This window comes from Mycobacterium sp. D16R24, assembly GCF_002013385.1.
GTDB lineage: Bacteria > Actinomycetota > Actinomycetes > Mycobacteriales > Mycobacteriaceae > Mycobacterium.
This window is the reverse complement of record NZ_MAEV01000019.1, coordinates 106,565-133,161: the sequence shown is the minus strand read 5'-3', so window position 1 is coordinate 133,161 and position 26,597 is coordinate 106,565. Positions and strand designations below refer to the sequence as shown.

Annotated in this window: 28 protein-coding genes; 21 read left to right on the top strand and 7 right to left on the bottom strand. The window is 64.7% G+C overall.

Going from position 1 to position 26,597, the window contains the following annotated elements; all coding sequences use genetic code 11:
* From B4383_RS17585 to B4383_RS17570, 4 genes are all read left to right on the top strand, one after another.
* Positions 1-1,515, top strand: a 1,515-nt coding sequence (locus tag B4383_RS17585; RefSeq protein WP_078292387.1) for an AMP-binding protein, incomplete at its 5' end; no start/stop codon positions are given.
* 39 nt (positions 1,516-1,554) lie between these two features.
* Positions 1,555-2,697, top strand: a complete 1,143-nt coding sequence (locus B4383_RS17580) for a Rieske 2Fe-2S domain-containing protein (protein WP_078292373.1) — start codon at positions 1,555-1,557, stop codon at positions 2,695-2,697.
* A gap of 18 nt (positions 2,698-2,715) precedes the next feature.
* Positions 2,716-3,510 (top strand): biotin--[acetyl-CoA-carboxylase] ligase, encoded by a 795-nt coding sequence (locus tag B4383_RS17575; RefSeq protein ID WP_078292372.1) that lies wholly within the window; start codon positions 2,716-2,718, stop codon positions 3,508-3,510.
* A gap of 11 nt (positions 3,511-3,521) precedes the next feature.
* Complete coding sequence (locus B4383_RS17570; RefSeq protein ID WP_078292371.1) at positions 3,522-4,079, top strand: PH domain-containing protein; 558 nt, start codon at positions 3,522-3,524, stop codon at positions 4,077-4,079.
* On the opposite strand, the gene B4383_RS17565 is transcribed toward B4383_RS17570, so the two are convergent.
* Positions 3,995-4,723, bottom strand: coding sequence for a GtrA family protein (locus B4383_RS17565; protein WP_078292370.1), 729 nt, complete (start codon positions 4,721-4,723; stop codon positions 3,995-3,997). The two genes, B4383_RS17570 and B4383_RS17565, sit on opposite strands and share 85 nt — an antisense overlap.
* A 157-nt stretch (positions 4,724-4,880) precedes the next feature.
* Here B4383_RS17565 and B4383_RS17560 point away from each other — a divergent pair, with 157 nt between their 5' ends.
* The 3 genes from B4383_RS17560 to B4383_RS17550 are packed head-to-tail and all read left to right on the top strand — an operon-like array spanning position 4,881 to position 7,813.
* Positions 4,881-6,089 (top strand): 5-(carboxyamino)imidazole ribonucleotide synthase, encoded by a 1,209-nt coding sequence (locus tag B4383_RS17560; protein WP_139360847.1) that lies wholly within the window; start codon positions 4,881-4,883, stop codon positions 6,087-6,089.
* A 2-nt stretch (positions 6,090-6,091) separates the two neighbouring features.
* Positions 6,092-6,595 carry a 5-(carboxyamino)imidazole ribonucleotide mutase gene (purE, locus tag B4383_RS17555; protein ID WP_078292368.1) on the top strand — a complete coding sequence of 168 codons (504 nt, stop codon included), beginning with the start codon at positions 6,092-6,094 and terminating at the stop codon, positions 6,593-6,595.
* A gap of 54 nt (positions 6,596-6,649) precedes the next feature.
* Positions 6,650-7,813, top strand: coding sequence for an acyl-CoA dehydrogenase (locus B4383_RS17550; RefSeq protein ID WP_078292367.1), 1,164 nt, complete (start codon positions 6,650-6,652; stop codon positions 7,811-7,813).
* 6 nt (positions 7,814-7,819) lie between these two features.
* Here the strand turns inward: B4383_RS17550 and B4383_RS17545 are convergent, their stop codons facing one another.
* Together B4383_RS17545 and B4383_RS17540 are read right to left on the bottom strand one after the other, a co-directional pair.
* Positions 7,820-8,506, bottom strand: coding sequence for a TIGR03089 family protein (locus B4383_RS17545; protein WP_139360845.1), 687 nt, complete (start codon positions 8,504-8,506; stop codon positions 7,820-7,822).
* Positions 8,503-10,011 (bottom strand): LCP family protein, encoded by a 1,509-nt coding sequence (locus B4383_RS17540; protein ID WP_078292365.1) that lies wholly within the window; start codon positions 10,009-10,011, stop codon positions 8,503-8,505. Before B4383_RS17540 ends, B4383_RS17545 begins: the two co-directional genes overlap by 4 nt.
* Positions 10,012-10,130: 119 nt before the next feature.
* Here B4383_RS17540 and rfbD point away from each other — a divergent pair, with 119 nt between their 5' ends.
* From rfbD to B4383_RS17525, 3 genes are read left to right on the top strand one after another with little or no spacing between them, the layout of a single operon-like run.
* Entirely contained in the window at positions 10,131-10,979 is an 849-nt protein-coding gene (gene rfbD / locus B4383_RS17535; RefSeq protein ID WP_078292364.1) for a dTDP-4-dehydrorhamnose reductase, read from the top strand.
* 21 nt (positions 10,980-11,000) lie between these two features.
* Positions 11,001-11,927: a glycosyltransferase family 2 protein gene (locus B4383_RS17530; protein WP_139360844.1), complete on the top strand. Its 927-nt coding sequence runs from the start codon at positions 11,001-11,003 to the stop codon at positions 11,925-11,927.
* The gene (locus tag B4383_RS17525; RefSeq protein ID WP_078292363.1) at positions 11,920-13,029 is read left to right on the top strand and encodes an NDP-sugar synthase; all 1,110 of its coding nucleotides are present in this window, start codon (positions 11,920-11,922) and stop codon (positions 13,027-13,029) included. The genes B4383_RS17530 and B4383_RS17525 overlap by 8 nt, the downstream gene beginning before the upstream one ends.
* Before the next feature lie 100 nt (positions 13,030-13,129).
* Here the strand turns inward: B4383_RS17525 and B4383_RS17520 are convergent, their stop codons facing one another.
* Genes B4383_RS17520 through cofD form a run of 3 tightly spaced genes read right to left on the bottom strand, consistent with a single transcriptional unit; the run spans position 13,130 to position 16,010 of the window.
* On the bottom strand, positions 13,130-13,672 hold the full coding sequence (locus B4383_RS17520; RefSeq protein WP_078292362.1) for an NUDIX hydrolase: 543 nt from the start codon (positions 13,670-13,672) through the stop codon (positions 13,130-13,132).
* Positions 13,669-15,045, bottom strand: a complete 1,377-nt coding sequence (locus B4383_RS17515) for a coenzyme F420-0:L-glutamate ligase (protein WP_078292361.1) — start codon at positions 15,043-15,045, stop codon at positions 13,669-13,671. Before B4383_RS17515 ends, B4383_RS17520 begins: the two co-directional genes overlap by 4 nt.
* A complete protein-coding gene (gene cofD, locus B4383_RS17510) occupies positions 15,042-16,010 on the bottom strand; it encodes a 2-phospho-L-lactate transferase (protein WP_078292385.1) in 969 nt (322 codons plus the stop codon). Before cofD ends, B4383_RS17515 begins: the two co-directional genes overlap by 4 nt.
* Before the next feature lie 389 nt (positions 16,011-16,399).
* On the opposite strand from cofD, the gene B4383_RS17500 reads away from it, so the two are divergent.
* On the top strand, positions 16,400-16,654 hold the full coding sequence (locus B4383_RS17500; RefSeq protein ID WP_078292359.1) for a WhiB family transcriptional regulator: 255 nt from the start codon (positions 16,400-16,402) through the stop codon (positions 16,652-16,654).
* Between the two features lie 21 nt (positions 16,655-16,675).
* Here the strand turns inward: B4383_RS17500 and B4383_RS17495 are convergent, their stop codons facing one another.
* Positions 16,676-17,176: a metallopeptidase family protein gene (locus B4383_RS17495; protein WP_078292358.1), complete on the bottom strand. Its 501-nt coding sequence runs from the start codon at positions 17,174-17,176 to the stop codon at positions 16,676-16,678.
* A 152-nt stretch (positions 17,177-17,328) separates the two neighbouring features.
* Here B4383_RS17495 and B4383_RS17490 point away from each other — a divergent pair, with 152 nt between their 5' ends.
* The 10 genes from B4383_RS17490 (at position 17,329) to B4383_RS17445 (ending at position 26,517) form a co-directional block, all read left to right on the top strand.
* Entirely contained in the window at positions 17,329-17,739 is a 411-nt protein-coding gene (locus B4383_RS17490) for a DUF3499 domain-containing protein (protein WP_078292357.1), read from the top strand.
* Positions 17,740-17,883: 144 nt separating this feature from the next.
* The gene (locus tag B4383_RS17485; RefSeq protein ID WP_078292356.1) at positions 17,884-19,284 is read left to right on the top strand and encodes a phosphomannomutase/phosphoglucomutase; all 1,401 of its coding nucleotides are present in this window, start codon (positions 17,884-17,886) and stop codon (positions 19,282-19,284) included.
* A complete protein-coding gene (locus B4383_RS17480; RefSeq protein ID WP_078292355.1) occupies positions 19,284-20,351 on the top strand; it encodes a TobH protein in 1,068 nt (355 codons plus the stop codon). The genes B4383_RS17485 and B4383_RS17480 overlap by 1 nt, the downstream gene beginning before the upstream one ends.
* Positions 20,348-21,565, top strand: coding sequence for a mannose-6-phosphate isomerase, class I (manA, locus tag B4383_RS17475; RefSeq protein ID WP_078292354.1), 1,218 nt, complete (start codon positions 20,348-20,350; stop codon positions 21,563-21,565). The genes B4383_RS17480 and manA overlap by 4 nt, the downstream gene beginning before the upstream one ends.
* 42 nt (positions 21,566-21,607) lie before the next feature.
* Positions 21,608-22,531: a cation diffusion facilitator family transporter gene (locus B4383_RS17470; RefSeq protein WP_078292353.1), complete on the top strand. Its 924-nt coding sequence runs from the start codon at positions 21,608-21,610 to the stop codon at positions 22,529-22,531.
* 53 nt (positions 22,532-22,584) lie between these two features.
* The gene (locus B4383_RS17465; protein ID WP_078292352.1) at positions 22,585-24,060 is read left to right on the top strand and encodes an amino acid permease; all 1,476 of its coding nucleotides are present in this window, start codon (positions 22,585-22,587) and stop codon (positions 24,058-24,060) included.
* 156 nt (positions 24,061-24,216) lie between these two features.
* A complete protein-coding gene (locus B4383_RS17460) occupies positions 24,217-25,446 on the top strand; it encodes an alkane 1-monooxygenase (RefSeq protein WP_078292351.1) in 1,230 nt (409 codons plus the stop codon).
* Between the two features lie 2 nt (positions 25,447-25,448).
* Entirely contained in the window at positions 25,449-25,637 is a 189-nt protein-coding gene (locus tag B4383_RS17455) for a rubredoxin (RefSeq protein WP_078292348.1), read from the top strand.
* Positions 25,634-25,822: a rubredoxin gene (locus tag B4383_RS17450; RefSeq protein ID WP_078292346.1), complete on the top strand. Its 189-nt coding sequence runs from the start codon at positions 25,634-25,636 to the stop codon at positions 25,820-25,822. Before B4383_RS17455 ends, B4383_RS17450 begins: the two co-directional genes overlap by 4 nt.
* Before the next feature lie 74 nt (positions 25,823-25,896).
* Complete coding sequence (locus tag B4383_RS17445) at positions 25,897-26,517, top strand: TetR family transcriptional regulator (RefSeq protein ID WP_078292384.1); 621 nt, start codon at positions 25,897-25,899, stop codon at positions 26,515-26,517.
* Positions 26,518-26,597 lie beyond the last annotated feature (80 nt).

The window sequence follows — 26,597 nt, the reverse complement described above, 5'->3', positions numbered from 1 at the left end:
CTAAGGGTCGGCGGGCCTTTTCATATTGGGGTCCTGTTGGAGAACGTCCCGGACTTCGTCTTCTGGCTCGGCGCCGCCGCACTGACCGGGGCCACCATCGTGGGCATTAACCCCACCCGTGGGCCGGCGGACATGGCCGCCGAGATCCGTCATACCGACTGCCAGCTGATCGTCACCGACACCCAGCACCTCGACCGGCTGCGGGGACTGGACCTCGGTGTGACGGCGGACCGGTTCCTGGTGATCGACAGTGCCGGATACCTTGCACTGATCGACGAGAACCGCACCGTGGCAGCGGCTTCCGAGGGGGTAGATGCGGATTCGCTACTCCTGCTGCTCTTTACTTCCGGCACGACCGGGGCCTCCAAGGCGGTGAAATGCAGCCAGGGACGGCTTGCGCAGATTGCCTACCTGGCCACCGTGAAATTCGGGCATAGCCGCCGCGATGTCGACTACTGCTGCATGCCGCTGTTCCACGGGAATGCGTTGATGGCGTTGTGGGCTCCCGCGCTGGCCAACGGTGCCACGATCTGTTTGACACCTACATTCTCGGCGTCGCGTTTCCTGCCCGATGTGCGCTATTTCGGTGCGACGTTTTTCACCTACGTCGGCAAGGCACTCGGATATCTGTTGGCCACCCCGGAGCAGTCCGACGACGCCGATAACCAGCTGATGCGGGGATTCGGCACTGAGGCGTCGCCGGAGGATCAGGCGGTGTTCCGTCGACGGTTCGGCGTGGAATTGTTCGAGGGCTATGGGTCCAGTGAGGGAGGGGGAGCGGTCGCGCTGGATCCCGATGCGCCGACTGGCGCGCTGGGGCGTCCGGCTCACGACGGTGTGTCGATCGTCGACCCGGAAACGCTTAACGATTGTGTCGCAGCCATTATCGATGAGCACGGGCGTGTGCTCAACGTCGACGAGGCGGTGGGGGAGATCGTCGACAAACAGGGCAGCCGCGGCTTTGAGGGCTACTACAAGAATGACGATGCCGACGCCGACCGGATCCGCAACGGATGGTACTGGACCGGTGATCTCGGCTATCTCGACGCGGGTGGGTTCATCTATTTCGCGGGCCGGCGTGGCGACTGGATCCGGGTCGATGGAGAGAACACCTCGGCGCTCACCATCGAGCGGGTGCTGCGGCGCCACGCCGCCGTGATCGCGGCAGGGGTGTATGCGGTGCCCGACCCGCGCTCCGGTGATCAGGTGATGGCATCCATCGAGGTGGCCGACCCGAATGCGTTCGATGTGGACGGTTTCGTCGAGTACCTGTCACTGCAGGAGGATCTGGGCAGCAAGGGAATTCCACGCTTCCTCCGGGTGTCGGCCAACCTGCCGGTGACCGGGTCCAACAAGGTTCTCAAACGCGAGCTGCAGGAGCAGTGCTGGCATACCGACGAGCCCGTGTTCCGTTGGGAGGGAAGGGGCGCTCCGGTGTTCCAGCGGATGGGACCACTGGACAAAACCGCACTCGATGCTCAATTCACTGCATATGGGCGACAACGGCTGCTGTAGAGCGCAGTATGAAAGTAAGTCAGCGAAAGGACAGCCTCCATGCAGACTGACGGCGCGATTCGCGAAATCGATAGTGGCACAGTGATGGCCCGCTTTGCCCGGGGATGGCATTGCCTAGGATTGGCCGAGTCGTTCCATGACGGTGAGCCGCACGGTGTCGAGGCATTCGGCACCAAGCTGGTGGTGTTCGCCGATTCTCACGGCGATATCAAAGTGCTGGACGGATACTGCCGTCACATGGGTGGCGATCTGTCGCAGGGCAGCATCAAGGATGACAGCATCGCGTGTCCATTCCATGATTGGCGTTGGGGCGGTGATGGAAAGTGCACGCTGGTGCCCTATGCCAAGCGCACCCCGAAGCTCGCACGTACGCGTAGCTGGCCCACTCTCGAGGTGAACGGCCAACTCCTCGTATGGCACGACCCGGAGGGATCCGCACCGCCTGCCGAGCTCGCCCCGCCGACGATCGAAGGCTATCAGGAGGGAAAATGGTCTCCATGGCAATGGAATTCGATCTTCATCGAGGGATCACACTGCCGTGAGATCGTTGACAACAATGTCGACATGGCGCACTTCTTCTACATTCACCACGCCTATCCGACGTACTTCAAGAACGTCATCGAGGGGCAGACCGCCAGTCAGTTTATGGAGTCCAAGCCGCGGCCAGACTATGTTCCCAACCCCGAAAAGCTTTGGGAAGGAACGGGTGTACGGTCGGAGGCCACATACTTCGGCCCGGCATACATGATTGACTGGATCCACAATGACCTTGGCCCCGGATTCACCGTCGAGGTGGCGCTCATCAACTGCCACTACCCGGTAACGCACAATTCCTTCGTGTTGCAGTGGGGCGTAGCCATCCAGGAGATGCCTGATCTGCCCGCGGAGAACGCAAGCAAGCTCGCTGCCGCGATGGCCAAGTCCTTCGGCGACGGATTCCTGGAGGACGTCGAGATCTGGAAGAACAAGACGCGCATAGACAATCCGCTACTGACCCAGGAGGACGGCGCGGTGTACCAGCACCGCCGCTGGTACGAGCAGTTCTACGTGAATCTGGCCGATATCACCCCGGACATGACGGAACGCTTTGAGATCGAGGTGGACACCACGCACGCCCACGGGGTGTGGGTGCACGAGGTCGAAGAGAATCTCGCTGAGCGGGCCGCCGCCACATCTCGCTGATCGCCCTAGGCTAGACACGTGACCGCGGACAAACTCACCCTCACCGACAGCCCCGGCGGACAGTGGCGCCGTATCGACGTCGTCGACGAAACCGGATCCACCAATGCCGACCTGGTCGCGCGCGCCGCGGCGGGGGAGGACATTGACGGCGTCGTGTTGCTCGCAGAACACCAGACCGCCGGCCGCGGGCGTCACGGACGCAACTGGGGCGCCCCCGCGCACACGCAGCTGTCCATGTCGGTGGGTATCGGCGTGGGTGAGGTGCCGCCGGACCGGTGGGGTCTGGTGCCGCTGCTGGCCGGGGTGGCGATTGTCGACGCGGTCGCGGAGGTCACCGGAATCCAGGCCGGGCTCAAATGGCCCAACGACGTGCTCGTCGAGGGACGCAAGCTGTGCGGGATCCTGGCCGAGGTCGTCACGCCCCAGTCGGCCATCGTGCTCGGTCTCGGTCTCAACGCCACCTTCACCGAGCGCGAGCTGCCGGACCCCAATGCCACCTCGCTGGCGATTCTTGGCTGGGCCAATCCCGATCGCGATGAGCTGGCGCGTGCGGTGCTGCGTGAGCTCGGCGGCCGCGTCGAGCATTGGCGCACCGCGCGGGGTGTCGACGATCAGCTGTTGGAGGACTACCGCGCACGCAGTGTCACCCTGGGGTCCAAGGTGCGCGCCGAGTTGCCGGGCGAGCGTGAACTGATCGGCGTCGCGGTCGGCCTCGGCAATGATGGACAGCTCCGTATCGAGAGTGCCGATGGCACTGTCACCGCGGTCACGGCGGGCGACATAACGCATCTGCGCCCGCATGGCGAGCAGTAAGGTCGCTGCACGTGGGGTATCCGGAGAACGTCCTCGCCGACGACGAGCAGGTGGTGTTGCACCGCCATCCACACTGGAAGCGACTGATCGGCCCGGCGCTGGTGCTGATTCTGTCCACCGGCGCGGCGGCCTTTGTCGCCGCGATGGTCGATAACACCGACTGGCAGGCCACCGCGAAGAACGTGGTGATGATCGCGATCGGTGTCGTCTGGCTGGTGCTGGTCGGCTGGCTGAGCGTGTGGCCATTCCTGAACTGGCTGACCACGCATTTCGTCATCACCGATCGGCGCGTGATGTTCCGTCACGGATTGTTGAGCCGTTCGGGAATCGACATCCCGCTGGCACGGATCAACAGCGTGGAGTTCCGTCATGGCCTGGTGGACAGAATTTTGCGCACCGGCACGCTGATCATCGAATCGGCGTCACAGGATCCGCTGGAATTTCATGAGATACCGCGCGTGGAATACGTCCACTCGCTGCTGTATCACGAGGTCTTCGACACCCTCGGTTCTGAAGAGGGCGACAGTCGCTCCACCGGGCGTGGCCGGGAGCGGCCCCCCGCCACGTGATGCGCTGAGCCGTACAGGCCACGGCCGACCTCGGTGCCGTGATGCACGGTGGTGCTGTTCGGCAGCCCCGTATGGGGGTGCACGGGGTTGCCGCTTTCTGACGCGTCGTCTTGCTCGGTCTCGCCGGTCACAAGGGTGGCGGGCCCCTGGTCGTGGCGCCCGAACTCGTCGGGAAACACCCACCGGCGGAAGGCCCAGAACCGGAACGCCATCTGCAACAGATTGCCGATGAGGTAGGCGCTGATGAAGTCGGCGATGTTCTCCACCGTCAGGCTCACATTCGGCACGCGCAGCTCGAGGATGTAACTCGACACCCACAGCGGGACCATGGCGATGAGCACGCCGATGCCGCTGACCGCGAAGAACAGCAGCGCTTCGTGGTGCCGCTCGCGGCCTCCGCGGTCCCGGAAGCTCCACTCCCTGTTGAGGATGTAGGAGGCGATGACGGCGATGATGCCGGAGATGATCTTCGCGGTGAGGGGCTTGGGCTCCAGGATCGTCAGCTTGAGCGCGTAGAAGATGCCCGAGTCGATGATGAACGTGGTTCCACCGACGATCGCGAACTTGATCAGCTCGTGGTGCTGCTCGGCGACAGGCCGGATAAACCGGGGCAGCCGGGCGATGGTGGCATCGGCGAAAGACACAAATGGCGAGTGTACGGAAAATGGCATGGCAGCGCGAAGCGGTCCGCCGACCTCATTGGCTACGGGCGTGTGTGTGATCGCGGTATTTCAGCTGCTGGCAACGGCTGGGACGGGCCGTTCCGGCCGGGCCGTGTGGCCAGCATGACAACATATGTCTGTGTCCGAAACTCCCGTCGTCACCATGATCGGTGGTGGTCAGCTGGCCCGGATGACCCACCAGGCGTCGATTGCGCTCGGTCAGACACTGCGGGTGCTAGCTCACGCGGCCGATGAGCCGGCGGCTCAAGTCACCCCCGATGTCGTGCTGGGTTCGCATACAGATCTCGACGATCTGCGGAGGGCGGCCAAGGGTGCGACCGTGCTGACCTTCGATCACGAGCATGTCCCCACCGCGTTCCTGGAGACGCTGGAGAGCGAGGGCGTCAACGTGCAGCCGCCGCCGTCGGCACTCATCTACGCGCAGGACAAGACGTTCATGCGACGGAAATTGAAGAGTATCGGCGCTCCGGTCCCGGGCTTCGCGGACATCAGGACCGTCGCCGATGTCGAGAAGTTCGCCGCCGAGACGGGTAGCCGGGTTGTGCTGAAGGCGGTACGGGGTGGATACGACGGCCGCGGCGTGTGGATCACCGACGATCTGGACGAGGCGCGCGCGGTGGCCGCCGAGCAGCTGGCCGCCGGAGTGGAGCTGCTCGCCGAGGAGCGCGTCGATATGCGCCGTGAACTATCGGCGATGGTCGCCCGTTCGCCGTTTGGGCAGGGCGCCGCCTGGCCCGTGGTGGAAACCGTTCAGCGGGATGGGGTTTGCGCCGTGGTGATCGCGCCAGCACCAGGGTTGCCGGAGGAACGAGCGATGGAGGCAGAGCAGCTCGCACTGCGTATCGCTACCGATCTGGGTGTGACCGGGTGTCTGGCGGTGGAGCTGTTTGAAACCAATGACGGCCGGCTGCTGGTCAACGAGTTGGCGATGCGCCCGCACAACTCCGGGCATTGGAGCATGGACGGTGCGCGGACCGGACAGTTCGAACAGCACCTGCGTGCGGTACTCGACTACCCGCTCGGCTCCACCGAACAGCTGGCCCCCGTGACCGTCATGGCCAATGTGCTGGGTGCACACGAGACGCCCGCGATGTCACTCGACGAACGGATGCACCACTTGATGGGACGCATCCCGGAGGCGAAGGTGCACTTGTACGGCAAGGGCGAGCGCGCGGGTCGCAAGCTCGGGCATGTGAATATTCAGGGCCGCGCGGATGGTTCGGCGGCGGATCCGCAGTACGTGGCCGAGGTGCGGGAGCGCGCCGAGCGGGCCGCGCACTGGTTATCGCACGCGGTATGGACCGACGGATGGATGGAAGGGCACTAGGGATGGTGAGCGCACGGGTCGGCCTGATCATGGGCAGCGACAGTGACTGGTCGGTGATGTCGGATGCCGCGAATGCTCTGGCGGAGTTCGAGATTCCGTTCGAAGTGGGTGTTGTGTCGGCGCATCGAACGCCGGGGCGCATGCTGGAGTACGCGCAAACAGCCGCAGATCGGGGCATACAGGTGATCATCGCCGGGGCGGGCGGGGCGGCGCATCTGCCCGGCATGGTTGCCTCGGCCACCCCGTTGCCGGTCATCGGCGTTCCGGTACCGCTCGCGCGCTTGGACGGCCTGGACTCGCTGCTGTCCATCGTGCAGATGCCCGCGGGCGTGCCGGTGGCAACGGTGTCCATCGGCGGAGCGCGCAATGCGGGACTGCTGGCGGCGCGGATTCTCGGGGTATCCGATCACGGGTTGCGCGAGAAGGTTGTCGCCTTCCAGACGAACATGGAAGCAACGGTTCTCGAGAAGGATGCTGCGCTGCAGCGCAGACTATTAGGCGACTAAATTGACCGTGACGTACAGTTAACGGCGACTAACTGTTCGATCCTGGAGGCTGTGATGGCTGGAAACCCGTCGTTTGATCTGTTCAAGCTGGCTGAGGAGCACGACGAGTTGCGTGCGGCGATCCGTGGTCTGGCCGAGAAGGAGATCGCGCCTTACGCCAAGGATGTCGACGAGAAGGCGCGCTTCCCTCAGGAAGCCCTTGATGCGCTGGTCGCCTCGGGCTTCAACGCCGTACACGTTCCCGAGGAGTACGACGGTCAGGGCGCCGACAGCGTGGCCGCCTGCATCGTCATCGAAGAGGTCGCGCGGGTATGCGCCTCCTCCTCGCTGATTCCGGCGGTGAACAAGCTGGGCACCATGGGCCTGATCCTCAGCGGATCCGAGGAGCTCAAGCGCCAGGTGCTGCCGTCCATCGCCAGCGGTGAGGCGATGGCCTCCTATGCGCTATCCGAGCGCGAGGCCGGAAGTGATGCGGCCAGCATGCGCACCCGCGCGAAGGCCGACGGCGACGACTGGGTGATCAACGGCTCCAAGTGCTGGATCACCAACGGCGGCAAGTCGTCCTGGTACACCGTGATGGCGGTGACCGATCCCGAGAAGAAGGCCCACGGTATCTCGGCGTTCATGGTGCACAAGGACGACGAGGGATTCACCGTCGGCCCGCTGGAGCACAAGCTCGGTATCAAGGGCTCGCCGACGGCAGAGCTGTACTTCGAGAACTGCCGGATCCCGGGCGATCGGATCATCGGTCAGCCGGGTACCGGATTCAAGACCGCGCTGGAGACGCTGGACCACACCCGCCCGACCATCGGTGCGCAGGCCCTCGGGATCGCGCAGGGTGCACTGGACCACGCCATCGCATACACCAAGGACCGCAAGCAGTTTGGCCGGTCCATTAGTGACTTCCAGGGTGTGCAGTTCATGCTGGCCGATATGGCGATGAAGGTCGAGGCCGCCCGACTGCTGGTGTACACCGCCGCGGCGCGTGCCGAGCGCGGCGAGAAGAGCCTGGGCTTCATCTCCTCGGCGTCTAAGTGCTTCGCCTCCGATGTGGCCATGGAGGTCACCACCGATGCCGTGCAGCTGTTCGGCGGTGCCGGGTACACCACCGACTTCCCGGTGGAGCGGATGATGCGCGATGCGAAGATCACCCAGATCTATGAGGGCACCAACCAGATTCAGCGCGTCGTGATGACCCGCGCACTGCTTGGTTCCTAATTCGCGTTAGGGGAGGGTGCGGGTGACCTTCTCGGACACAACCCGCCGTTCTTGTCCGGCGGGGTCTGGATTGGCCACCTGCACCAGTGAGGCGCCAACAATGAGCACCGCCAGGAGATTGGCGATCAGCGTGTCGGGGGTGTCCCAGGAGCCAGCGCTCAACACCCGATCCTCGGCCGTGATGCCCTGAGTCGCGGCGCTTTCCCGTGCGGCACCGGCAATCTCATCGACGTTGCGCCCGTTGAGCGCGGGCCCGGCGCCTGCGGGTGAGAACCGGTCTCCGTGGACCCGAACCGCCGTCGAATAGTCGGTCAATCCAAGCGGCAGGTGGGGCACCGGGCGTCCGAAAGCGTCGAGCGACAGCACGCACACCTCGTCGGCGTCCGGTTCGTCACCGGGCGTGCAGAACGCGACATCGGAGCTGTCCTCACCGCTGAGCACCACTTCGGCACCGGCCCACCAGATTCCGAGGAGCACACCCGCGGTCTGCCAATGCGCGGGCAGCCGCACCGTGACCGTGGACCCGGGCCCCGCGCCAAACTCGTCGCGCAGCATGTTGGCAGTCTTGGCGGCCCAGTTGGCCAGCGTCACTGTCGAGAGCTCGATGCGTTCGCCGGTGGCGTCGTCGTAATAGGTGATCCGTGGCGCCGGACTGTTCGCGTCGCCCAGCAGCAGAGAGGTGAGGTTCATCAGTTGACGCAGCGCGGTCCGTTGGCCGCGGTGAAGATGGGCGACGGTGGCGGAGGGGGTGCGTCTCCCTCTGTGGTGGAACCGCTGTCCGCAGACGCCAGCGTGGTATCCCGTCCGGACCCGGGACCGTGGTAGTCGTTGGACAGCACCACGCGAACGGTGCGCTCGGGCAGACCCTGTTTCTCGACCACCTGCAACCCCAACGCCTCGGCCACCGCCTTGGCGCCTACGTCGTCCTGCTTGGCGGCCTGGACCTGGCTACTACCCGCGTGGTCGGCATCATTGTTGCCGATCTTGCCTGCGGTGAATCCCTTGCCCACCAACAGTTCCGACACCGCGGCGGCGAGGCCGTTGATCTCCGTCTCATTGACCACGTCGGCAGTCGTTTGGTCCTTGGAGTAGGTCGCCTGTTCGGTCTTTCCTTCGGCCTGCTGGTCCAGTAGGCCAGATACCCAACTGCGCACCTGATCGGGATCGACCTTCACGACGCTCTGCGTACCGTCCTCGGTCCAACCGTCCTCGCGCAGGATGGGAATGGTCGCGAACGCCACATTGCCCCCGGACAGCTTCTGCAACTGCTGGATGAAGTCCATGACGTCCCAGCCCTCGCTGAGCACCACGGTGCGCGTGATCGCATCGCGAAGCTTGCTCAGGGTCGTTCCGTTGGTCAGCGTTCCGCCGGAGAGCGCCGAATGCGCCAAGGAGGACATCACCACCTGCTGGCGGACCACGCGATCGAGGTCACCGCGGGGCAGGTCGTGGCGCTGCCGCACGAAGCTCAACGCGTTCGGGCCATCGAGGGTCTGCGGACCGGCAGGGAAATCGGCACCCGACAGCGGTTCGTAGACAGCCTCGTTGAGGCACACGTTGACGCCACCCAGCGCGTTGGTCATCAGCACGAATCCGAGCATGCTGACCTCGGCGTAGCGGTCGACGGTGACACCGGTCAGCTTCGCCACCGTCTGGATTAGTGCCGAACGCCCGGCATCTACCGACTCGCGTTCGGCCGCCTCGAGGGTCTCACCGGATTCGACACGCTTCTGCCGGTCGTTCTCTTTGGCTTCGCCGTAGACGCCGTTGATCTTTCCCTTCGTGCCGTCCGGGACGGTGACGTACGAGTCGCGGGGGATGGAGATCGCCGTTGCCGATTTCCCGTTGTTGGGAATGCGGATGAGAATGATGGTGTCGGTGTTGGTGGCCGTCTCGTCGCCGGCGCGCAGCATCGCCAACTCGTCTTGCGAGAGCGGATTGCCGTGCGCGTCGCTGCGGCTGTCGACGCCCACCATCAGAATGTCGATCGCGCCGTCATTGGGTTTCCCGGCGTTGCCGAACAGGCCCGGCAGATCGAACCGGGCGATGTTCGGATCGATGTTGCCGATCTTTCCCCAGGCGGCTCCGGTGACCACCATGACCGCGACCGCGGCCAGCGTCGCGATGCCTCGCCACAGGGGTCGTGGTGTCTCCGTCTGCGGTGAGCCGCTCGCGCGAAGAGCGTGAGGGTCGGTCACAGTGATCCGTTTCTTTCCGGGCCGGGTGTTCGCCGGGCAACATGTCTCAAGCCTCGTCAAGGCTACGTCGGGGCGGCGCTCATCCCTCGGAAGCGAAGTCGGCGTGCCAGACTCTCGGTGTGCTTGTTATCACCGGAGCGGGCGGTCAGCTCGGTACCCACCTCATTGCTCGCGCCGCACGTCATAACCTCCCTATCAGAGCTCTGAACTCGTCTGACTGGGATATTACCCGCGACAGTGTGCCTGACGGGGTGGTTGCTGCGGGGGATACCGTCATCAATTGCGCCGCCTACACCGCCGTGGACGCCGCGGAAACCGATGAGGCCAGGGCACACGCGGTCAACGTGACGGGGGCCGAGAGGGTGGCCCAGGCATGTCGTGAGGTTGGCGCCAGATTGATCCATATCTCTACCGACTATGTGTTCAGCGGTGAGTTCGGTGTTGCTAGCCCACGCCCCTACCGTCCGGGTGACGCCACGGGGCCGGCCGGCGTGTACGCGCGCACCAAGCTCGCGGGCGAACAGGCCGTTCACGCTGTCCTACCGACAGCCCAGGTGGTGCGCACCGCGTGGGTCTACACCGGAATCACCGGCGATTTCGTGGGCGTCATGAAGCGACTGGCGGCCGGGGACGGGCCGGTGCGCGTGGTGACGGATCAGACCGGGTCCCCGACGTATGCCGCAGACCTCGCCGAGGGGCTGTTGGACTTGGCGGCCTCCGGCGTTGAGGCTCCGATCCTGCATGCGGCCGGCGGTGGTGTGGTGAACCGGTTCGACTGGGCGAAGGCTGTGTTCGAGCTGGTCGGGGCGGATACCTCGAGATTGCGGCCCTGCCTGTCCGTCGATTTTCCGAGTGCCGCACCCCGGCCGGTGTACACGGCGCTGGACGGCGATCATTGGGCCGGCGCGGGCCTGGCGCCGCTGCGCCCATGGCGGGACGCGTTGGCTGAGGCGCTGGCCACAAACTAGGGGTAGGTACCCTCAAGCACCGTGCCTGATCCCCTTCGCCCGAGTGGCTCGTCGGTGTTACCCGAGCAGCTCGCCGTGGTGACGGTGACGTACTCGCCTGGCGAGCACCTCGACCGCTTCCTGCGCACGCTGCGCCATGCCACCGATCGCCCTGTGCGCGTGATCATGGCCGACAACGGCTCCACCGACGGAGTGCCCGAAGGCGCTGCCGAGGAGCCCGACGTGGAACTGCTCCGCACCGGGGGCAATGTCGGCTATGGGAAGGCCGCCAATCTGGGGGTGGCGCAGGTCGATCCCGGCGCCGAGTGGATTGTGATCGCGAACCCCGATGTGCAGTGGGGTCCGGGAAGCATCGACGCGCTGCTCGAGGTTGCGCAGCGCTGGCCCGCGGCGGGGGCACTGGGTCCGCTGATTCGTGAGCCAGACGGCTCGGTGTATCCCTCGGCTCGAGTGGTGCCGACCCTCACGGGGGGCGCGCTGCACGCGCTGCTGGGATCGGTATGGCCCACCAACCCCTGGACCGCGGCATACCGCCAGGACCGGATGGAACCGTCCGAGCGCGTCGTCGGCTGGCTATCGGGGTCGTGCCTGTTGCTTCGGCGCAAGGCCTTCGACGCCATCGGCGGATTCGACACGCGCTACTTCATGTACATGGAGGACGTCGATCTCGGGGACCGGCTCGCGCGCGCGGGCTGGCAGAACGTGTACGCGCCTAGTGCCGAGGTGGTGCATGCGAAGGGGCACGCGGCCGGACGTGACCCCGCACGCAGCCTCACCGCTCATCACGACAGCGTCTACATTTATCAATCCGACCGGCACCCACACTGGTGGCAGGCGCCGTTGCGCTGGAGCATTCGGAGCGCGCTGGCGGCTCGATCCGCGATCGTGGTGCGCGCGGCGATCCGCGCCAATCGGCGCCGGGACAAGCAAGGAGATGCGAATGCCTGACAGTGTTGTATCTGGCAGTGTTGAATCGGGGACCGTGAAAGCCGATGCCGTCATCTTGGTGGGAGGGCAGGGCACCCGGCTGCGCCCACTGACCCTCTCGGCGCCCAAGCCGATGCTGCCGATCGCCGGCTTCCCGTTCCTGACACATGTGTTGTCGCGGGTGGCGGCGGCCGGGATCGATCATGTGGTGCTCGGGACGTCCTACAAGGCTGAGGTCTTCGAGTCGGAATTCGGCGACGGATCCAAGCTGGGCCTGTCGATCACATATGTCACAGAGACAGAGCCGCTGGGCACTGGCGGGGCTATCCGGAATGTGCTGGAGCATCTGCGCCACGACACTGCCCTCGTCTTCAACGGCGATGTGTTGTCCGGTCTGGATCTGAAAGATCTTCTCGCGCACCATGAGCAGACTCAGGCCGACTTGACGTTGCACCTGGTGCGTGTCGGTGACCCGCGCGCGTTCGGTTGTGTGCCAACCGATTCCGATGGTCGCGTCACCGCGTTTCTGGAGAAGACCGAAGATCCGCCCACCGATCAGATCAACGCCGGGTGTTACGTGTTCCGGCGTGAACTGATCGAGCGGATTCCCTCCGGTCGGCCGGTCTCGGTTGAGCGAGAGGTCTTTCCGGGACTGCTGAGCAGTGGCGCCAAGGTGTGCGGATTCGTGGACACCAGCTATTGGCGCGATATGGGAACTCCCGAGGATTTCGTGCGCGGCTCGGCCGACCTGGTCCGCGGCATCGCGCCGTCACCGGCGATCCCCGAACATCCGGGTGAGGCGCTGGTGCACGATGGCGCATCGGTGGCGCCGGGCGCGTTGGTGATCGGTGGCACCGTGGTGGGCCGGGGAGCCGAAATCGGCCCGGGGGCAAGGCTTGACGGTGCGGTGATCTTCGACGGTGCGCGCATCGAAGCGGGCGCAGTGGTGGAACGCTCCATCATTGGGTTCGGTGCGCGCATCGGTCCGCGTGCACTGGTGCGCGACGGCGTGATCGGTGACGGTGCCGACATCGGCGCGCGGTGCGAGCTGCTGCGCGGCGCCCGGGTGTGGCCCGGAATCACCATTCCCGACGGCGGCATCAGGTACTCCTCGGACGTCTAAGCGCCCGGCCGCAGGTCGGCGTCGGATGGCGCGTATTCGGCCGAGGATCCGAATATGCCCGAGGGGTTGGCGTGACTTTCGCGAAGCTCCCGTCGCGCTCTCAGCGCAGGCGTGCCCGCGCCCGTTGGGCCAATACGACGACCGAGTGGTCTTCATCCGGAATCTGGTCGATGGGCCACCAGCGCAGGTCGAGTGATTCGTCACTGACGGTGATCTGTGCGCCTTCGGGTGCATGCGCCAAGAACTGAAGGTCGAGATGGCGCGTCGGCACACCCAGCGAGCACGTGATCGGATGTACGTGTATTCCAAGAAGATTCGGTGCCAGAGTGAGATTCGCGATCCCGGACTCCTCGGTGGCCTCGCGCAGGGCGGCGTCCCGGATCGTGGAGTCTTCCTCTTCGCAGTGGCCGCCCAGCTGCAGCCACTTACCGACGCGAGGATGCAGGGTCAGGAGCGCCTGCGATCCGTCGTGATTGACCACCAGCGCCGAGGCGGTGATATGGCCGGCGGCACTGCGGCGGCGGCAGGCGTCCGGGTTGGCGTCGAGGAACGCCAGCACGGAATGCCGGAGGCTGTCCTGCTCCGCATCGGGCGCCTCCCACAAGGAGAGCAGCTCGACGGCAGACTCGCGCAGTCCGGTCACAGCTCCACCAGCATCTGGCCGGCCGGCAGGGGAGTGCGTGGTGTCAATCCCTCGTCGGGGTAACCGTGGGGATACCCAATAGCGATGGCGCCCATCGGTTCCCATGAGGTGTCCAAGACGAGCTGCCTGCGTACTACGTCTCCCGCGAAGATGGTGGACCCGATCCAGCAGCTCCCCACGCCCCGGGCGGCCAATGCCACCAGGAGTGCCTGCACCGCGGCACCGACCGCAACGGTGAACATGGTGCGTTCCGCCGCATTCCTGCGCTCGTCGGGATAGTCATGTGCACCGTCGGGTACCAGGAATGGAATCACGACCTGCGGCGCGTCATAGAGGATCTGTCCGCGTGCCACCCGCTTCTCCACGGACTCGGGGGTGCGGCCGTCCCCACTCAGGTCGACGGCCCACGCATCCTTCATGGCGTCCAGCAGTGCACGTCGTTTCGCCGGATCCCGCACCCACACGAATCGCACCGGGTGGGTGTGATGCGGCGCAGGCGCAGTTAGTGCTTCGCCGATGGCCTCGCGTAGCAGGTCGGGATCGACCGCGATGTCGGCGAATTGCCGGATGGAGCGGCGCACCAGCACCGCATCGCGGCGTCCCTGCTCCAAGGCCTCTGCGGTGCCGAGCCAGAACAGGTCGTCCGGGCCCGAGCGCCGGAGATCGCGGGCTGCGCTGCCGTCATCGGACACCGACAGGCCGCGCACCACCGCGACGGGCACGTCGGTGAGCTTGCCCTTGACAAGGTCGGCGGCAGCGGCGATTTCATCGACGATGGCCACCTCGGTCACCTGAAGCTCGTTACCGTGCTTATCTTTTGCACCGGCGTAGCCGTAGAGGACGGAGATGCCGGAAGAGCCGATGGCCGCATCGGTCTGGCCGTTGCGCCAGGCCCGGCCCATGGTGTCGGTGATCACCACAGCTACGTTCACACCCAGTCGGCGCGACAGTGCGGCCCGCACCGCCGTCGCGCTGGCATCGGGGTCAACGGGAAGCAGCACGAGTTCAGCAGTATCAACATTGGATGCGTCGATTCCAGCCGCGGCCTGCACGATGCCAATGGTGTTCTCGGTGATCAGCGTCTTGCCCTTGCGGGCCAGCACGCGGACCGATTCGGAGTCGATCAATTTGCGCCGTAAGGCGTCTCGAGCCTCGGGGTCGGTGGGCGCGGCGACGATTCGGCCCTCGGCCTTGGAGATGATCTTGCTAGTGATCACGATCACATCGCCGTCGCGGACCCACGGCGCTGACTCGGCGATGGCCCCGGCGACGTCGTCACCAGGGCGGAATTCCGGCAGGCCCGGAACGGGTAATATCTCTACCGGAGCCGCTGAACCATGTTCCGGTGCAGGGGAATCCGCAGTTAAGGTCATAGGGTAACTCCGGCCAGGTCAAGTCCCGCACGCACCATTGCCGCCGTCGCGTCCGGGTTGGTCATGAGCAGCGGAACTGACCGTACCTGAACTCCCGCAATGTGAGCGGCGTCACCCTCGCCGACGAGCCAGCCATCCAGGATGCCGGTCTGTGAACGGGCGCCGAAGTGTTCCCCGACACCTTGCGAGCTCACCTCGACACCGATCACGCGCAAACATTCATCGGCCATTCCGCGGAGCGGCTTGCCGGACACGATCGGGGAGTACCCGATGACCGGAGCGGGGGTTGTGCGGAGCGCTCCGCGAACTCCGCCGACCGCCAGAACCGCCCCGATGCTCACCACCGGATTGGACGGAGCCAGCAAGACGACATCGGCTTCGCCAATGGCCTCGGCAACACCCGGCCCAGCCTTTGCTTCGTCCGCGCCGACGAACGCGAAGCTGTGCGTGGGAACCTGCGCGCGGTGTTGTACCCACCACTGTTGAAAGTGGATGGCACGCTGCTGTCCGTCGGCGGGGTCGGTGATCACCACATGGGTCTCGCAGCGGTCATCGCTGGCGGGTAACAGCCGGACTCCGGGCTGCCATCGATTGCATAACGCTTCGGTGACCGCTGATAGCGGGTAACCGGCTCGCAGCATTTGACTGCGTATCAGGTGAGTGGCCAGGTCCCTGTCGCCGAGCGAGAACCAGTCGGGCTGGGCGCCGTAGGCCGCTAGCTCCTCCATGGCGTTCCAGGTCTCGCCGCGGTGTCCCCAGCCCCGCTCCGGGTCGACCCCTCCGCCCAGGGTGTACATGCAGGTGTCCAGGTCAGGGCAGATCCTGACGCCATGCATCCAGGCGTCGTCGCCAATGTTCACGATGGCGCTTATCTGATGCTTGCTGGAGTCTGATCCGAGCAAGCGCTGGACGCCGAGCAGGAAGCGCGCTCCGCCGACGCCGCCGACGAGGACGGTGAGTTTCACGCTGACCCAGACTAGTGCGCCGGCAATGATGCGACACGCCACGAGGGCGCCACGCCGATTTTGTCGGTCGCAGATGGTATGAATTTTCGTCCTTCGCTTGACCCCGGCAGCGAACACGTGTGTAATCACACCAGTGTCATTCCTCGGGCTGGGTTTGGAAGTTACAGGCGCAGACCGAGATTCGATCAGATGTTCGAATGGAAATGGCCGAGAAACGACGATGTGGCACGAAACCGGGCATTACGAGCTGTATTGGGATGCAAGAGGAACAGTGAGGAGGCGGGACGATGCTGTTCGGGCGCAATGAATTTGGCGTACACGACGAGCTGAGTTCCGGCGTTGGCACGGGTGCGACGGGCTTGCCGCCCGCACGTCCGCATCTGACGTTGGTGCAGAACGATTTTGATGCACTGATCGGTGTAGCTGACGATCAGTGGCAAGAGAAGGCGCTGTGCGCACAGACCGATCCCGAGGCGTTCTTCCCTGAGAAGGGTGGGTCGACTCGCGAGGCCAAGCGCATCTGCCAGGGCTGCGAGGTCAAGGACGAGTGCCTTGAGTCCGCGCTGGCCAACGACGAGCGGTTCGGCATCTGGGGTGGGCTGTCCGAGCGTGAGCGCCGTCGCCTGAAGCGGGGCATCATCTAGCTCCATGTTCGACTGGGCGGGTTAATCGCCCTCGTCGGTGATGGATGGGTCGATCACCGACGGCTCCACCCCCAAGTGGGTGGCAACCTGCGCGACCAGTAGATCGTGCAGGAGATCCGACAAATCTCCAGATTTCTTCGCGCGCAATTCGATCGGCTTGCGGAACAGGACAATTCGCGCCCGGGTGGTGTTACCCCGGGTGTCCACACCGGCGGGAATCAGCCTTGCCAGCGGAATCGGTCCGTCCGCGATGACCTCCGGCGGCCACTGCACAGACTCGGGATCCTTGGGCTGGATGCGTGGAATCTCATCGACCGCGACATCCAGACCTTCCAATCGTGACTGCCACGCCCGTTCGATCGGCTCGTAGGCCTCCAGGACCGCCATATCGAAACGCTCGGCGCGTGAGCGCCAGCCGGGAACGGTCGGCGGTAGGAGGGGGCCGCGGAAATCGCGCCCCCTTCGAGAGCCCTGCGAGCTCGACCCGCTAGCCGAGCCGCCGCGCCGTCCGTCACGTGACATACGAGAAATGGTAACGGTGTGGCTGCTGTGGCTGACGAATCACAACGAGCCGGTCACCCCGGGGTCTCTGCCCGATCACCGGAGGGTCTCGGTCGGTTCACAGCGCGTGTCTGCGGGTCGGAACGTGTTTGCGCACGCTAGCCTCAACGTTTGTGAGAGCCCCCCGTCGTTGCTGTCGGCCCGGGTGCCCGAGTCCCGCCGTGGCGACGTTGACGTTCGTCTACGCGGATTCGACGGCCGTGGTCGGGCCGCTGGCCACGTCCAGCGAGCCGCATTCGTGGGATCTGTGCGCGCAGCACGCGAGCCGGATCACCGCGCCCCGTGGGTGGGAGCTCGTCCGGTACAACGGCCCCTTGCCGTCGAATCCCGAGGATGACGACCTGGTTGCCCTGGCCGACGCGGTGCGGGAACCTGCCGGTGTCCGGGTGGCCGCTGCTGGATTCAGCGAGCCGGCACTCGATATGGGGTCGCCCGCCACCTCGGCTGCCCCCAGGCCCGTGCATCCGGCTCCGGTCGGGCGGCGCCGTGGACACCTGCGCGTTCTGCCTGATCCAGCCGAGTGATTCTGATCAGGTAGTTTCGGCTCGGCCCGATGACATTCTGTAGCCTCTCGCCGGACGTTCACGTTGGATACTCGCCGACCACTAGGCTGGCCAGCGACACCTAACGTCCCCCTCTCTCGATAGATCAATAGGAGCACTCTCGTCATGGCCCGGTCCGCCGACGCTGTCCACGCAGTCATCAAGGCGTACGACGTTCGTGGCCTCCTGGGCGAGCAGCTCGACGAGTCCTTTGTCTTCGACGTGGGTTCCTCGTTCGCGCGGCTGGTCAAGGCCGAGCGGGTGGACGTTGGTACACCGCTGCGGATCGTGGTGGGTCGCGACATGCGGGACTCGTCGCCCGGTCTGGCGCAGGCATTCACCGAGGGTGCTACCGCACAGGGTGTCGACGTCGTGCTGATCGGTCTGGCATCCACCGACCAGCTGTATTTCGCTTCGGGGTTGTTGGACTGCCCGGGGGCCATGTTCACCGCCAGTCACAATCCGGCCGCTTACAACGGAATCAAGCTGTGCCGCGCGGGTGCCAAGCCCGTGGGCAAGGACACCGGCCTGTCCATCATTAGTGCTGAGCTGATCAACGGCGTGCCGGTGCATGATGGTCCAGCGGGCAGCGTCTCCGAGCGCGATGTCCTCGCCGAGTACGGCGATTTCCTGCGGTCACTGGTTCAGTTGAGCGGAGTGCGCCCGCTTCGGGTGGCAGTGGATGCGGGAAACGGGATGGCCGGGCACACGACCCCGGCGGTGTTGGGTCCGATTGCGTCGATCGCGCTCGCGCCGTTGTACTTCGAGTTGGACGGTAATTTTCCCAACCACGAAGCCAATCCGCTCGATCCCGAGAACCTGCGTGATCTACAGGCCTTCGTCCTTTCCGAAGGAGCCGACATCGGGCTGGCCTTCGATGGCGACGCGGATCGGTGCTTTGTGGTCGATGAGCGTGGGCGGGCCGTATCTCCCTCTGCGGTAACTGCTTTAGTGGCGCGCCGAGAGCTGGAGCGGGAAATCGGTGGCACCGTCATCCACAACCTGATCACCTCGCGTGCCGTCCCCGAGCTCGTCGTCGAGCACGGGGGAACGCCAGTGCGGTCCCGGGTGGGTCACTCGTTTATCAAGGCGTTGATGGCCGAGACGGGGGCAATCTTCGGCGGTGAGCACTCCGCGCACTACTACTTCCGCGACTTCTGGGGAGCCGATTCCGGCATGCTGGCGGCGCTGCACGTGCTGGCGGCTCTGGGTGAGCAGGACCGGCCGCTGTCGGATCTCATGTCTGATTACGAGCGGTACGCGTCCTCCGGCGAGATCAACTTCCGCGTTTCCAATGCCAAGGCATGTATTGATGAGGTACTGAAGTCATTTGGCACACAAATAGTTTCGATCGACCACCTCGATGGGGTCACTGTCGACATCGGCACCGGGACGTGGTTCAACCTGCGCACCTCGAATACCGAGCCATTGCTGCGTCTCAATGTGGAGGCGCGCACCGATGAAGATGTGGCGGCCGTGGTCGCACGCGTCACCGAGTTGGTTGACCGCACCGAGGCCGCGACCTGATGAACGTCACCATCGATCTGGACGACGCCGAAGCGCTGTTGGCGGCGGATCGCGATGGCTCGCTACAAGCCGCGTCGATGGCCGGCTCTCAGGTGCGTGCGGTCGGCACGGCCATTGCCGAGGGCGCCCTGGAGCCCCTTCAATCCGAAGACCGGTCGCGCGCGGTTGTCTGGGTCGCGGGTCGCGGCGCCGCCGCCACGGCCGGAGCGGTTCTGGCTGGGGCGCTGTCGGACACGGTGAGCCTTCCGTTCGTGACTGCCACTCGGGCCCCGGCATGGGTGGGCCCGCTCGATGTCGTGGTCGTCGCCGGCGACGATGCCGGTGACCCGGCCCTCAGCGCTGCGGTGTCGGTGGGCACGCGCCGCGGCGCCCGGGTAGTCATCGCCGCCCCCGATGAGGGCCCTTTGGCATATTCCGGTGCGGGGCGGGCGATTTCGCTGGCACCCCGTTTGCGGGTCCCGGACACTTTCAGCCTTGCCCACAATCTCGCCGTCGGCGCGGCCGTGCTAGGAGCGCTCGATAAGGCCATCGCGCCTGACGTCATGACCATCGCCGACGAGGTGGATGGTGAGGTATCCCGGAACACTGTGGGTCGGGAGGTCTTCACCAACGCCGCCAAGGTGATTGCCACGCGCTTGACCGGTGGTCCGGTGGTGTTCTGCGGAGATCGGTCGGTCACCGTGGCGCTCGCTCAACACGCGGCGGCGACGCTGCTGAGGCTGACGCAGCGCACCGCGACCGCGTGCGGTCTCCCGCAGGCGTTGGCCGCGATGCGGGACACGTTGTCGGGTAGGAGCTCTGGTGAGAGCTCGCTGTTTCATGATGAGTTCATCGATGGTCCTCGCAGTGGTGGTAGACCGCGGATCCTTGCCCTGGCGACCGATAGTGACTTCCAATCGGTCGCCTCGAGGATCGACGGTATCGAGGAGACCGAGCTGGTGAGCACCACCGACCTGGGCGACGTGGGGGCGCGGCCGTCGGAGCTCGCGCAGTTGATGATGCTCGCGACGAGGCTCGAAATGGCCTCGGTGTACGCCCGGCTTGGCGGGGGGAGATCCGGGCTGTGAAGCTGCTCAGGGGGGCGATCCGGACGTACGCCTGGGGTTCGCGGACGGCGATCGCCGAGTTCACCGGGCGCCCCACGCCTACTCCGCATCCGGAAGCCGAGCTGTGGTTGGGTGCGCACCCGGCCGATCCCGCCTACCTGGAAACCGGCAGTGGCGCACAGTCATTGCTTGATGTGGTGGCGGCGGATCCGGCAGGTCAGTTGGGGCCGGCGTCGGTGGCGGAGTTCGGTGATCAGCTGCCGTTCCTGCTCAAGGTGCTGGCGGCCGACGAGCCGCTGTCCTTGCAGGCTCACCCCAGTGCGCAGCAGGCGGCCGACGGGTACGCCCGCGAAGAGGCCGTGGGGATGCCGCTCAACTCTCCGGTGCGCAATTATCGCGATCGCAATCACAAGCCGGAACTGGTTGTGGCGCTGGACCGTTTCGAGGCGCTGGCCGGCTTCCGCGATCCCGGCGATACCGTCGAACTCTTTCGCGCTTTGGATGTCGATGCGCTGACACCGTATGTGAATCTGCTCGCCGGTCAATCTGATGCGGACGGGCTGCGGGCCCTGTTCACCACCTGGATAACCCTGCCGCAGCCGAGCCTGGATGTGCTGGTGCCGGCGGTGCTCGACGGCGCGGTGCGCTACTTGTCCTCCGGGCATGAGCGTTTCGTCGGCGAGGCGCGCACCCTCTTAGAGTTGGGTGAGCGGTATCCCGCCGATGCGGGAGTGCTCGCCTCGCTGTTGTTGAACCGGCTCACCCTGGAACCGGGGGAGGGGATCTACCTGCCTGCCGGAAACCTGCACGCGTACCTGCGCGGCCTGGCGGTCGAGATCATGGCCAACTCCGATAACGTGCTGCGGGGCGGGCTTACCCCCAAGCACGTCGACGTACCCGAATTGCTTCGGGTGCTGGATTTTTCACCCGCCGCCGAGAAACACCTGCACGTCGAGACGGTGACCGACGGCGCCCAGACCCGGTATCTCACGCCCGCCAAGGAATTCGCGCTGTCGCGTTTCGATTTGGTGGATGGCGAGCGCATACCGGTAGGGATCAAAGGGCCACGGATACTGCTGTGCACTCAGGGCAGCGTGCGGTTGGACGGTTCGGGGCCGGACCTCGCGGTGCATGCGGGCCAGTCGGTATGGGTGCCGGCTGACGGTGGAAGCGTCACGCTGGTCGGGCAGTCCGATGCGCGAGTGTTCATGGCAACAGTCGACGTGGACGCATAGCGATTCACAGGGCAAGGCGCGAAGGGAACAGAAGGAGAGTCGATGTCGGCAGGCGGTAGTAAGAAGGCGATCATCGCGGCGCTGGCAGCCAATGCCGGGATTGCGGCGGCCAAGTTCGTCGGCTTCCTGATCACCGGGAGTTCGTCGATGCTTGCCGAGTCCGTGCATTCGGTGGCGGACACCTCCAACCAGGGTCTGTTGCTCTACGGGCAGCGCGCGGCGAGTAAGGAAGCAGATCGTCTGCACCCGTTCGGATATGGGCGCAGCCGATTCTTCTACTCGTTTGTGGTCGCGCTGGTGCTGTTCACGCTCGGTTCGGTCTTCGCCCTGTACGAGGGCTACCACAAGATCCATGCACCTGAGCATCTTCAGTCGCCCATCGTCGCGGTCGTGATCCTGGTGTTGGCGATAGGACTGGAGGGCTACAGCTTCCGCACTGCGTTCGTGGAGTCCAAACCGCTGAAGGGCAAGGCCAGCTGGTGGCAGTTCATCCGTAACTCACGTAACCCCGAGCTTCCCGTCGTGCTGCTCGAAGACACCGGCGCCCTACTGGGGCTGGCTTTTGCGCTGTTTGGCGTTGGCATGACGATCTTGACCGGCGACCCGGTGTGGGACGGGATCGGCACCATGGCGATCGGTGTGCTGCTGGGCATCATCGCGATTGTCCTGATGGTCGAGATGAAGAGCCTTCTGATCGGCGAGGGTGCGACCGCGGCGCAGGAGCAGGCGATCCTGGACGCGCTGACCGGAACCGATCACGTGGAGCGGGTAATTCATTGCCGTACGCAGTATCTGGGCCCGGAGGAGCTTCTGGTTGCGGCCAAGATCGCGATCGCACCTAACGCGGATCTGCCGCTGGTCGCGGCCACGATTGACGCTGCCGAACGGCGGGTGCGCGAGGCGGTACCGATCGCGCAGGTGATCTACCTCGAGCCTGATCTGGATCGTTCGGCCGTCAATTCTTAGTTAGCCGGTGTGATCAACCGTCGTGAGCATGGGGCTTGTGCGAGACTGCCGTAATGCCAGGTAGTGGATTGTGGCGAACGAAGTCTGTCGAACAGTCGATCGCGGACACGGACGAGCCGGAAACAAAGCTCCGTAGGGACCTAACGTGGTGGGACCTCACCGTTTTCGGAGTCTCGGTGGTCATCGGAGCCGGTATCTTCACCGTCACCGCATCGACTGCGGCCAATGTCACCGGTCCGGCTATCTCACTCTCCTTCATCATGGCCGCGATCGGGTGCGGTCTGGCCGCCATGTGCTACGCCGAGTTCGCATCGACCATTCCGGTTGCCGGCAGCGCCTATACGTTCTCCTATGCGACGTTCGGTGAGTTCGCCGCCTGGATCCTCGGCTGGGACCTCATTCTCGAGTTTTCGGTGGGCGCGGCCACCGTCGCCAAAGGCTGGTCGAGCTATCTGAGTACGGTGTTTGGGTTCTCCAGTGGCGCAGTGCATCTCGGAGCGCTCAAGGTCGACTGGGGGGCATTTCTCATTGTTTCGGTGTTGACGGTGCTGCTCGCCGTCGGCACCAAGCTGTCCTCACGGGTATCCCTCGTCATCACCACCGTCAAGGTTCTGGTGGTGCTGCTGGTGATCATCGTCGGTGCCTTCTTCATCAAGGCGTCCAATTACACACCGTTCGTCCCGCCGGCGGAGGCGGGGAGTTCTAGCAGGACCGGACTGGATCAGTCCCTGTTCTCGTTCATCGCCGGTGGTTCCGGAAGCCAGTACGGCTGGTTCGGGGTGCTGGCGGGCGCGTCGATCGTGTTCTTCGCGTTCATCGGCTTCGATGTCGTCGCCACCACAGCGGAGGAAACACGGAACCCGCAGAAGGATGTGCCGCGCGGGATCATCGCCTCGCTCGTCATCGTCACTGTCCTGTACGTCGCGGTCACGGTCGTGCTCTCCGGGATGGTCAAGTACAGCGATCTGCGGGCGGCTGATTCGCATCCGAACCTGTCCACGGCATTCCACCTCAACGGTGTCGACTGGGCGGCCAAGGTCATCGCGATCGGCGCGCTGGCCGGGTTGACCACGGTGGTCATGGTGCTGATGCTCGGACAGATCCGGGTCATCTTCGCGATGTGCCGCGACGGACTGCTGCCGCGTGAGCTCGCGCGGACCGGATCGCACGGTACGCCGATACGTATCACCCTGATCGTGGGCTTCCTTGTCGCGATAGCGGCGTCCCTCACCCCGATCGAGGGTCTGGAGGAGATCGTCAACGTCGGCACGCTGTTCGCCTTTGTGCTGGTGTCGGCCGGCGTCATCGTGCTGCGGCGATCCCGTCCCGATCTGCCCCGTAGCTTCCGCACTCCGGGTGTGCCGTGGCTCCCCGTCGTCGCGATCCTGGCGTGCGGGTGGTTGATGCTCAACCTTGCCGTACGCACCTGGATGTTCGCGTTGGCCTGGATGGCCATCGGCGTTGTCGTCTACTTCGCCTACAGTCGCCGGCACTCGATGCTCGGGCTCCGTGTGGCTGTCGAGCAGTAACTCGCTTCAACTTGCTTGGGTCCCTTCTGGGTGACGCGCGCCACCAGGCACTTTACAAAACATACTCATTTGTCTAGACAAGCGACGAATCATGCCCTATCGTAAAATCTGTTCGGTGACGCACCTCACGAAGATTTGAACCGAGGAGAAGTGACGATGACGTCAAACCTTGATGCAGCCCACGACCTGCCCGCCGCGTGGCGCGACCGCAAGCGCCATATGTGGCTGTACGGCATGATCCCGCCCACTGCGATCTTCATCGCGACGGCTCTTGTCTATGCGATGAACCAGCTCGGATGGCAGCAGTTCTCACCATTCTTCTTCTGGATCGGCCCACTGCTCGTGTACGTGATCCTGCCGCTGCTGGATCTGCGCTTTGGCGCCGACGGCGAGAACGCGCCCGACGAGGTGATGGAGGCGCTGGAGAACGACAAGTACTACCGGTACTGCACCTACATCTTCATCCCGTTCCAGTACGCGAGCTTCTTCCTGGGGGCCTATTACTTCACCGCCACCGACCTGAGTTGGATCGGGTTCGATAACGGCATCAGCTGGATCTCCAAGCTGGGCGTCGCGCTATCGATCGGTGTTCTCGGCGGAGTCGGTATCAACACCGCCCACGAAATGGGACACAAGAAGGACGAACTGGAGCGCTGGCTCTCGAAGATCACCCTGGCGCAGACGTTCTACGGCCACTTTTACATCGAGCACAACCGTGGACACCACGTGCGCGTCGCGACACCCGAGGACCCGGCCAGCTCGCGATTCGGCGAGACGTTCTGGGGCTTCTGGCCGCGCAGCGTCTGGGGGAGCCTGAAGTCCTCCTGGAACCTTGAGGCCACGCGCATGAAGCGGCTGAATCGCTTTGTGCTGCACCCGAGCAACGATGTGGTGAATGCCTGGCTGATGACAGTGCTGTTGTTCGGGGTCACGATTGCCATCTTCGGTACCGCGGTCATCCCGTACCTGATCATTCAGGCGATCTATGGATTCACCTTCCTCGAGACGGTGAACTACCTGGAGCACTACGGGCTGATGCGGCAGAAGGTCGCCGGCGGACGGTACGAGCGTTGCACCCCCAAGCACAGCTGGAACTCGGATCACCTGGTGACCAACATCTTCCTGTACCACCTGCAGCGGCACAGCGATCACCACGCCAACCCCACGCGGCGCTATCAGACCCTGCGCAGCATGGACGGCGCTCCGAACCTGCCCAGCGGATACGCGACGATGCTGACGCTGGCGTACTTCCCGCCGCTGTGGCGCAAGATCATGGATCAGCGGGTGCTGGACCACTACAACGGGGATATCACCAAGGTGAACGTCCAGCCGAGCAAGCGCGCGAAGATTCTGGCCAAGTACGGCGTGACGGAAGAGGCGGCCTAGACATGTCCCAGTACCGTTGCCCCGTATGTCAGTACGTGTACGACGAGAGCACGGGGGCCCCTCGCGAGGGGTTCCCGGCCGGGACGGCGTGGTCGGGGGTTCCCGACAACTGGTGCTGCCCCGACTGCGGAGTGCGCGAGAAAGTGGATTTCGAAGTTTTTGAATCCTCAAAATCAGGAGCGGACTCATGAGCGAGAACGACTACAAGTTGTACGAATGCATGCAGTGCGGATTCCAGTACGACGAGGCCGTGGGTTGGCCGGAGGACGGAATTGAGGCGGGTACGCGCTGGGACGACATTCCCGAGGACTGGAGTTGCCCGGACTGTGGCGCCGCGAAGGCCGACTTCGTGATGGTGGAGATCGCGCGGCCATGACGGATGTGTTGCCTGCGAGGGGCGCATTGACGACAGCGAGCGCCCCTGTCAGGCTCCCCGGTGTGACGCCACGAGTGCCGTATGCCGAGGCCGCGCGGGCGCTGCTTCGCGAATCGGTTCTCGATGCGCTCGGGGATCTGCTGCGGCACCAGGACTGGTCGGCGGTGACGATGTCCGCGGTGGCCCGTCGGGCGGGAGTCAGCCGGCAGACGCTGTACAACGAGTTCGGCTCCCGGCAGGGGCTGGCCCAGGGATACGCCCTGCGATTGGCGCTGCGCCTGGCCGACTCCGTCAACAGCGCGATATATGCCAATGTGGGCGATATCCATGGCGCGCTACATCAGGGATTTGCCGCCTTCTTCGCCGAGAGCGCCGCAGATCCCATGGTCATCGCGTTGCTCACGGGTGACGCCAAGCCTGAGCTCATGCGTCTCGTGACGGTGGACAGCGCCGTGATTGTGCTCCCGGCGTCGGCTCGGCTCACCGAGTCGTTCGCGAACAGCTGGGTGTCAGCCAGCGCGGAGGACGCCGCGATCCTCGCGAGGTCGATTGTGCGGCTGGCGATTAGTTACGTGTCGATGCCGCCGGAATCCGATCATGATGTGGCGCTCGATATGGCGCGCCTGTTGTCTCCGTTCGTCGAGACCAATGCACTCGCCGATAAGGTCCCTGCAAGCGGGAGGGGCGCCCAGTGACCTGCACGTCCATAAATCTCGCTACCTGATCTAACTATCTATCGCTCACACGCGCTAACCTGGTGACGGACCCATGCGTG

Excerpts from the sequence above, each read along its gene's own strand:
- B4383_RS17495 (WP_078292358.1), bottom strand. The coding sequence starts at position 17,176 with ATGTCACGTGACGGACGGCGCGGCGGCTCGGCTAGCGGGTCGAGCTCG.
- B4383_RS17480 (WP_078292355.1), top strand. The coding sequence starts at position 19,284 with ATGAACGTCACCATCGATCTGGACGACGCCGAAGCGCTGTTGGCGGCG.
- B4383_RS17485 (WP_078292356.1), top strand. The coding sequence starts at position 17,884 with ATGGCCCGGTCCGCCGACGCTGTCCACGCAGTCATCAAGGCGTACGAC.
- B4383_RS17580 (WP_078292373.1), top strand. The coding sequence starts at position 1,555 with ATGCAGACTGACGGCGCGATTCGCGAAATCGATAGTGGCACAGTGATG.
- B4383_RS17525 (WP_078292363.1), top strand. The coding sequence starts at position 11,920 with ATGCCTGACAGTGTTGTATCTGGCAGTGTTGAATCGGGGACCGTGAAA.
- B4383_RS17465 (WP_078292352.1), top strand. The coding sequence starts at position 22,585 with ATGCCAGGTAGTGGATTGTGGCGAACGAAGTCTGTCGAACAGTCGATC.
- B4383_RS17550 (WP_078292367.1), top strand. The coding sequence starts at position 6,650 with ATGGCTGGAAACCCGTCGTTTGATCTGTTCAAGCTGGCTGAGGAGCAC.
- B4383_RS17460 (WP_078292351.1), top strand. The coding sequence starts at position 24,217 with ATGACGTCAAACCTTGATGCAGCCCACGACCTGCCCGCCGCGTGGCGC.
- B4383_RS17455 (WP_078292348.1), top strand. The coding sequence starts at position 25,449 with ATGTCCCAGTACCGTTGCCCCGTATGTCAGTACGTGTACGACGAGAGC.
- B4383_RS17450 (WP_078292346.1), top strand. The coding sequence starts at position 25,634 with ATGAGCGAGAACGACTACAAGTTGTACGAATGCATGCAGTGCGGATTC.
- B4383_RS17470 (WP_078292353.1), top strand. The coding sequence starts at position 21,608 with ATGTCGGCAGGCGGTAGTAAGAAGGCGATCATCGCGGCGCTGGCAGCC.
- purE (WP_078292368.1), top strand. The coding sequence starts at position 6,092 with ATGGTGAGCGCACGGGTCGGCCTGATCATGGGCAGCGACAGTGACTGG.
- B4383_RS17515 (WP_078292361.1), bottom strand. The coding sequence starts at position 15,045 with ATGACCTTAACTGCGGATTCCCCTGCACCGGAACATGGTTCAGCGGCT.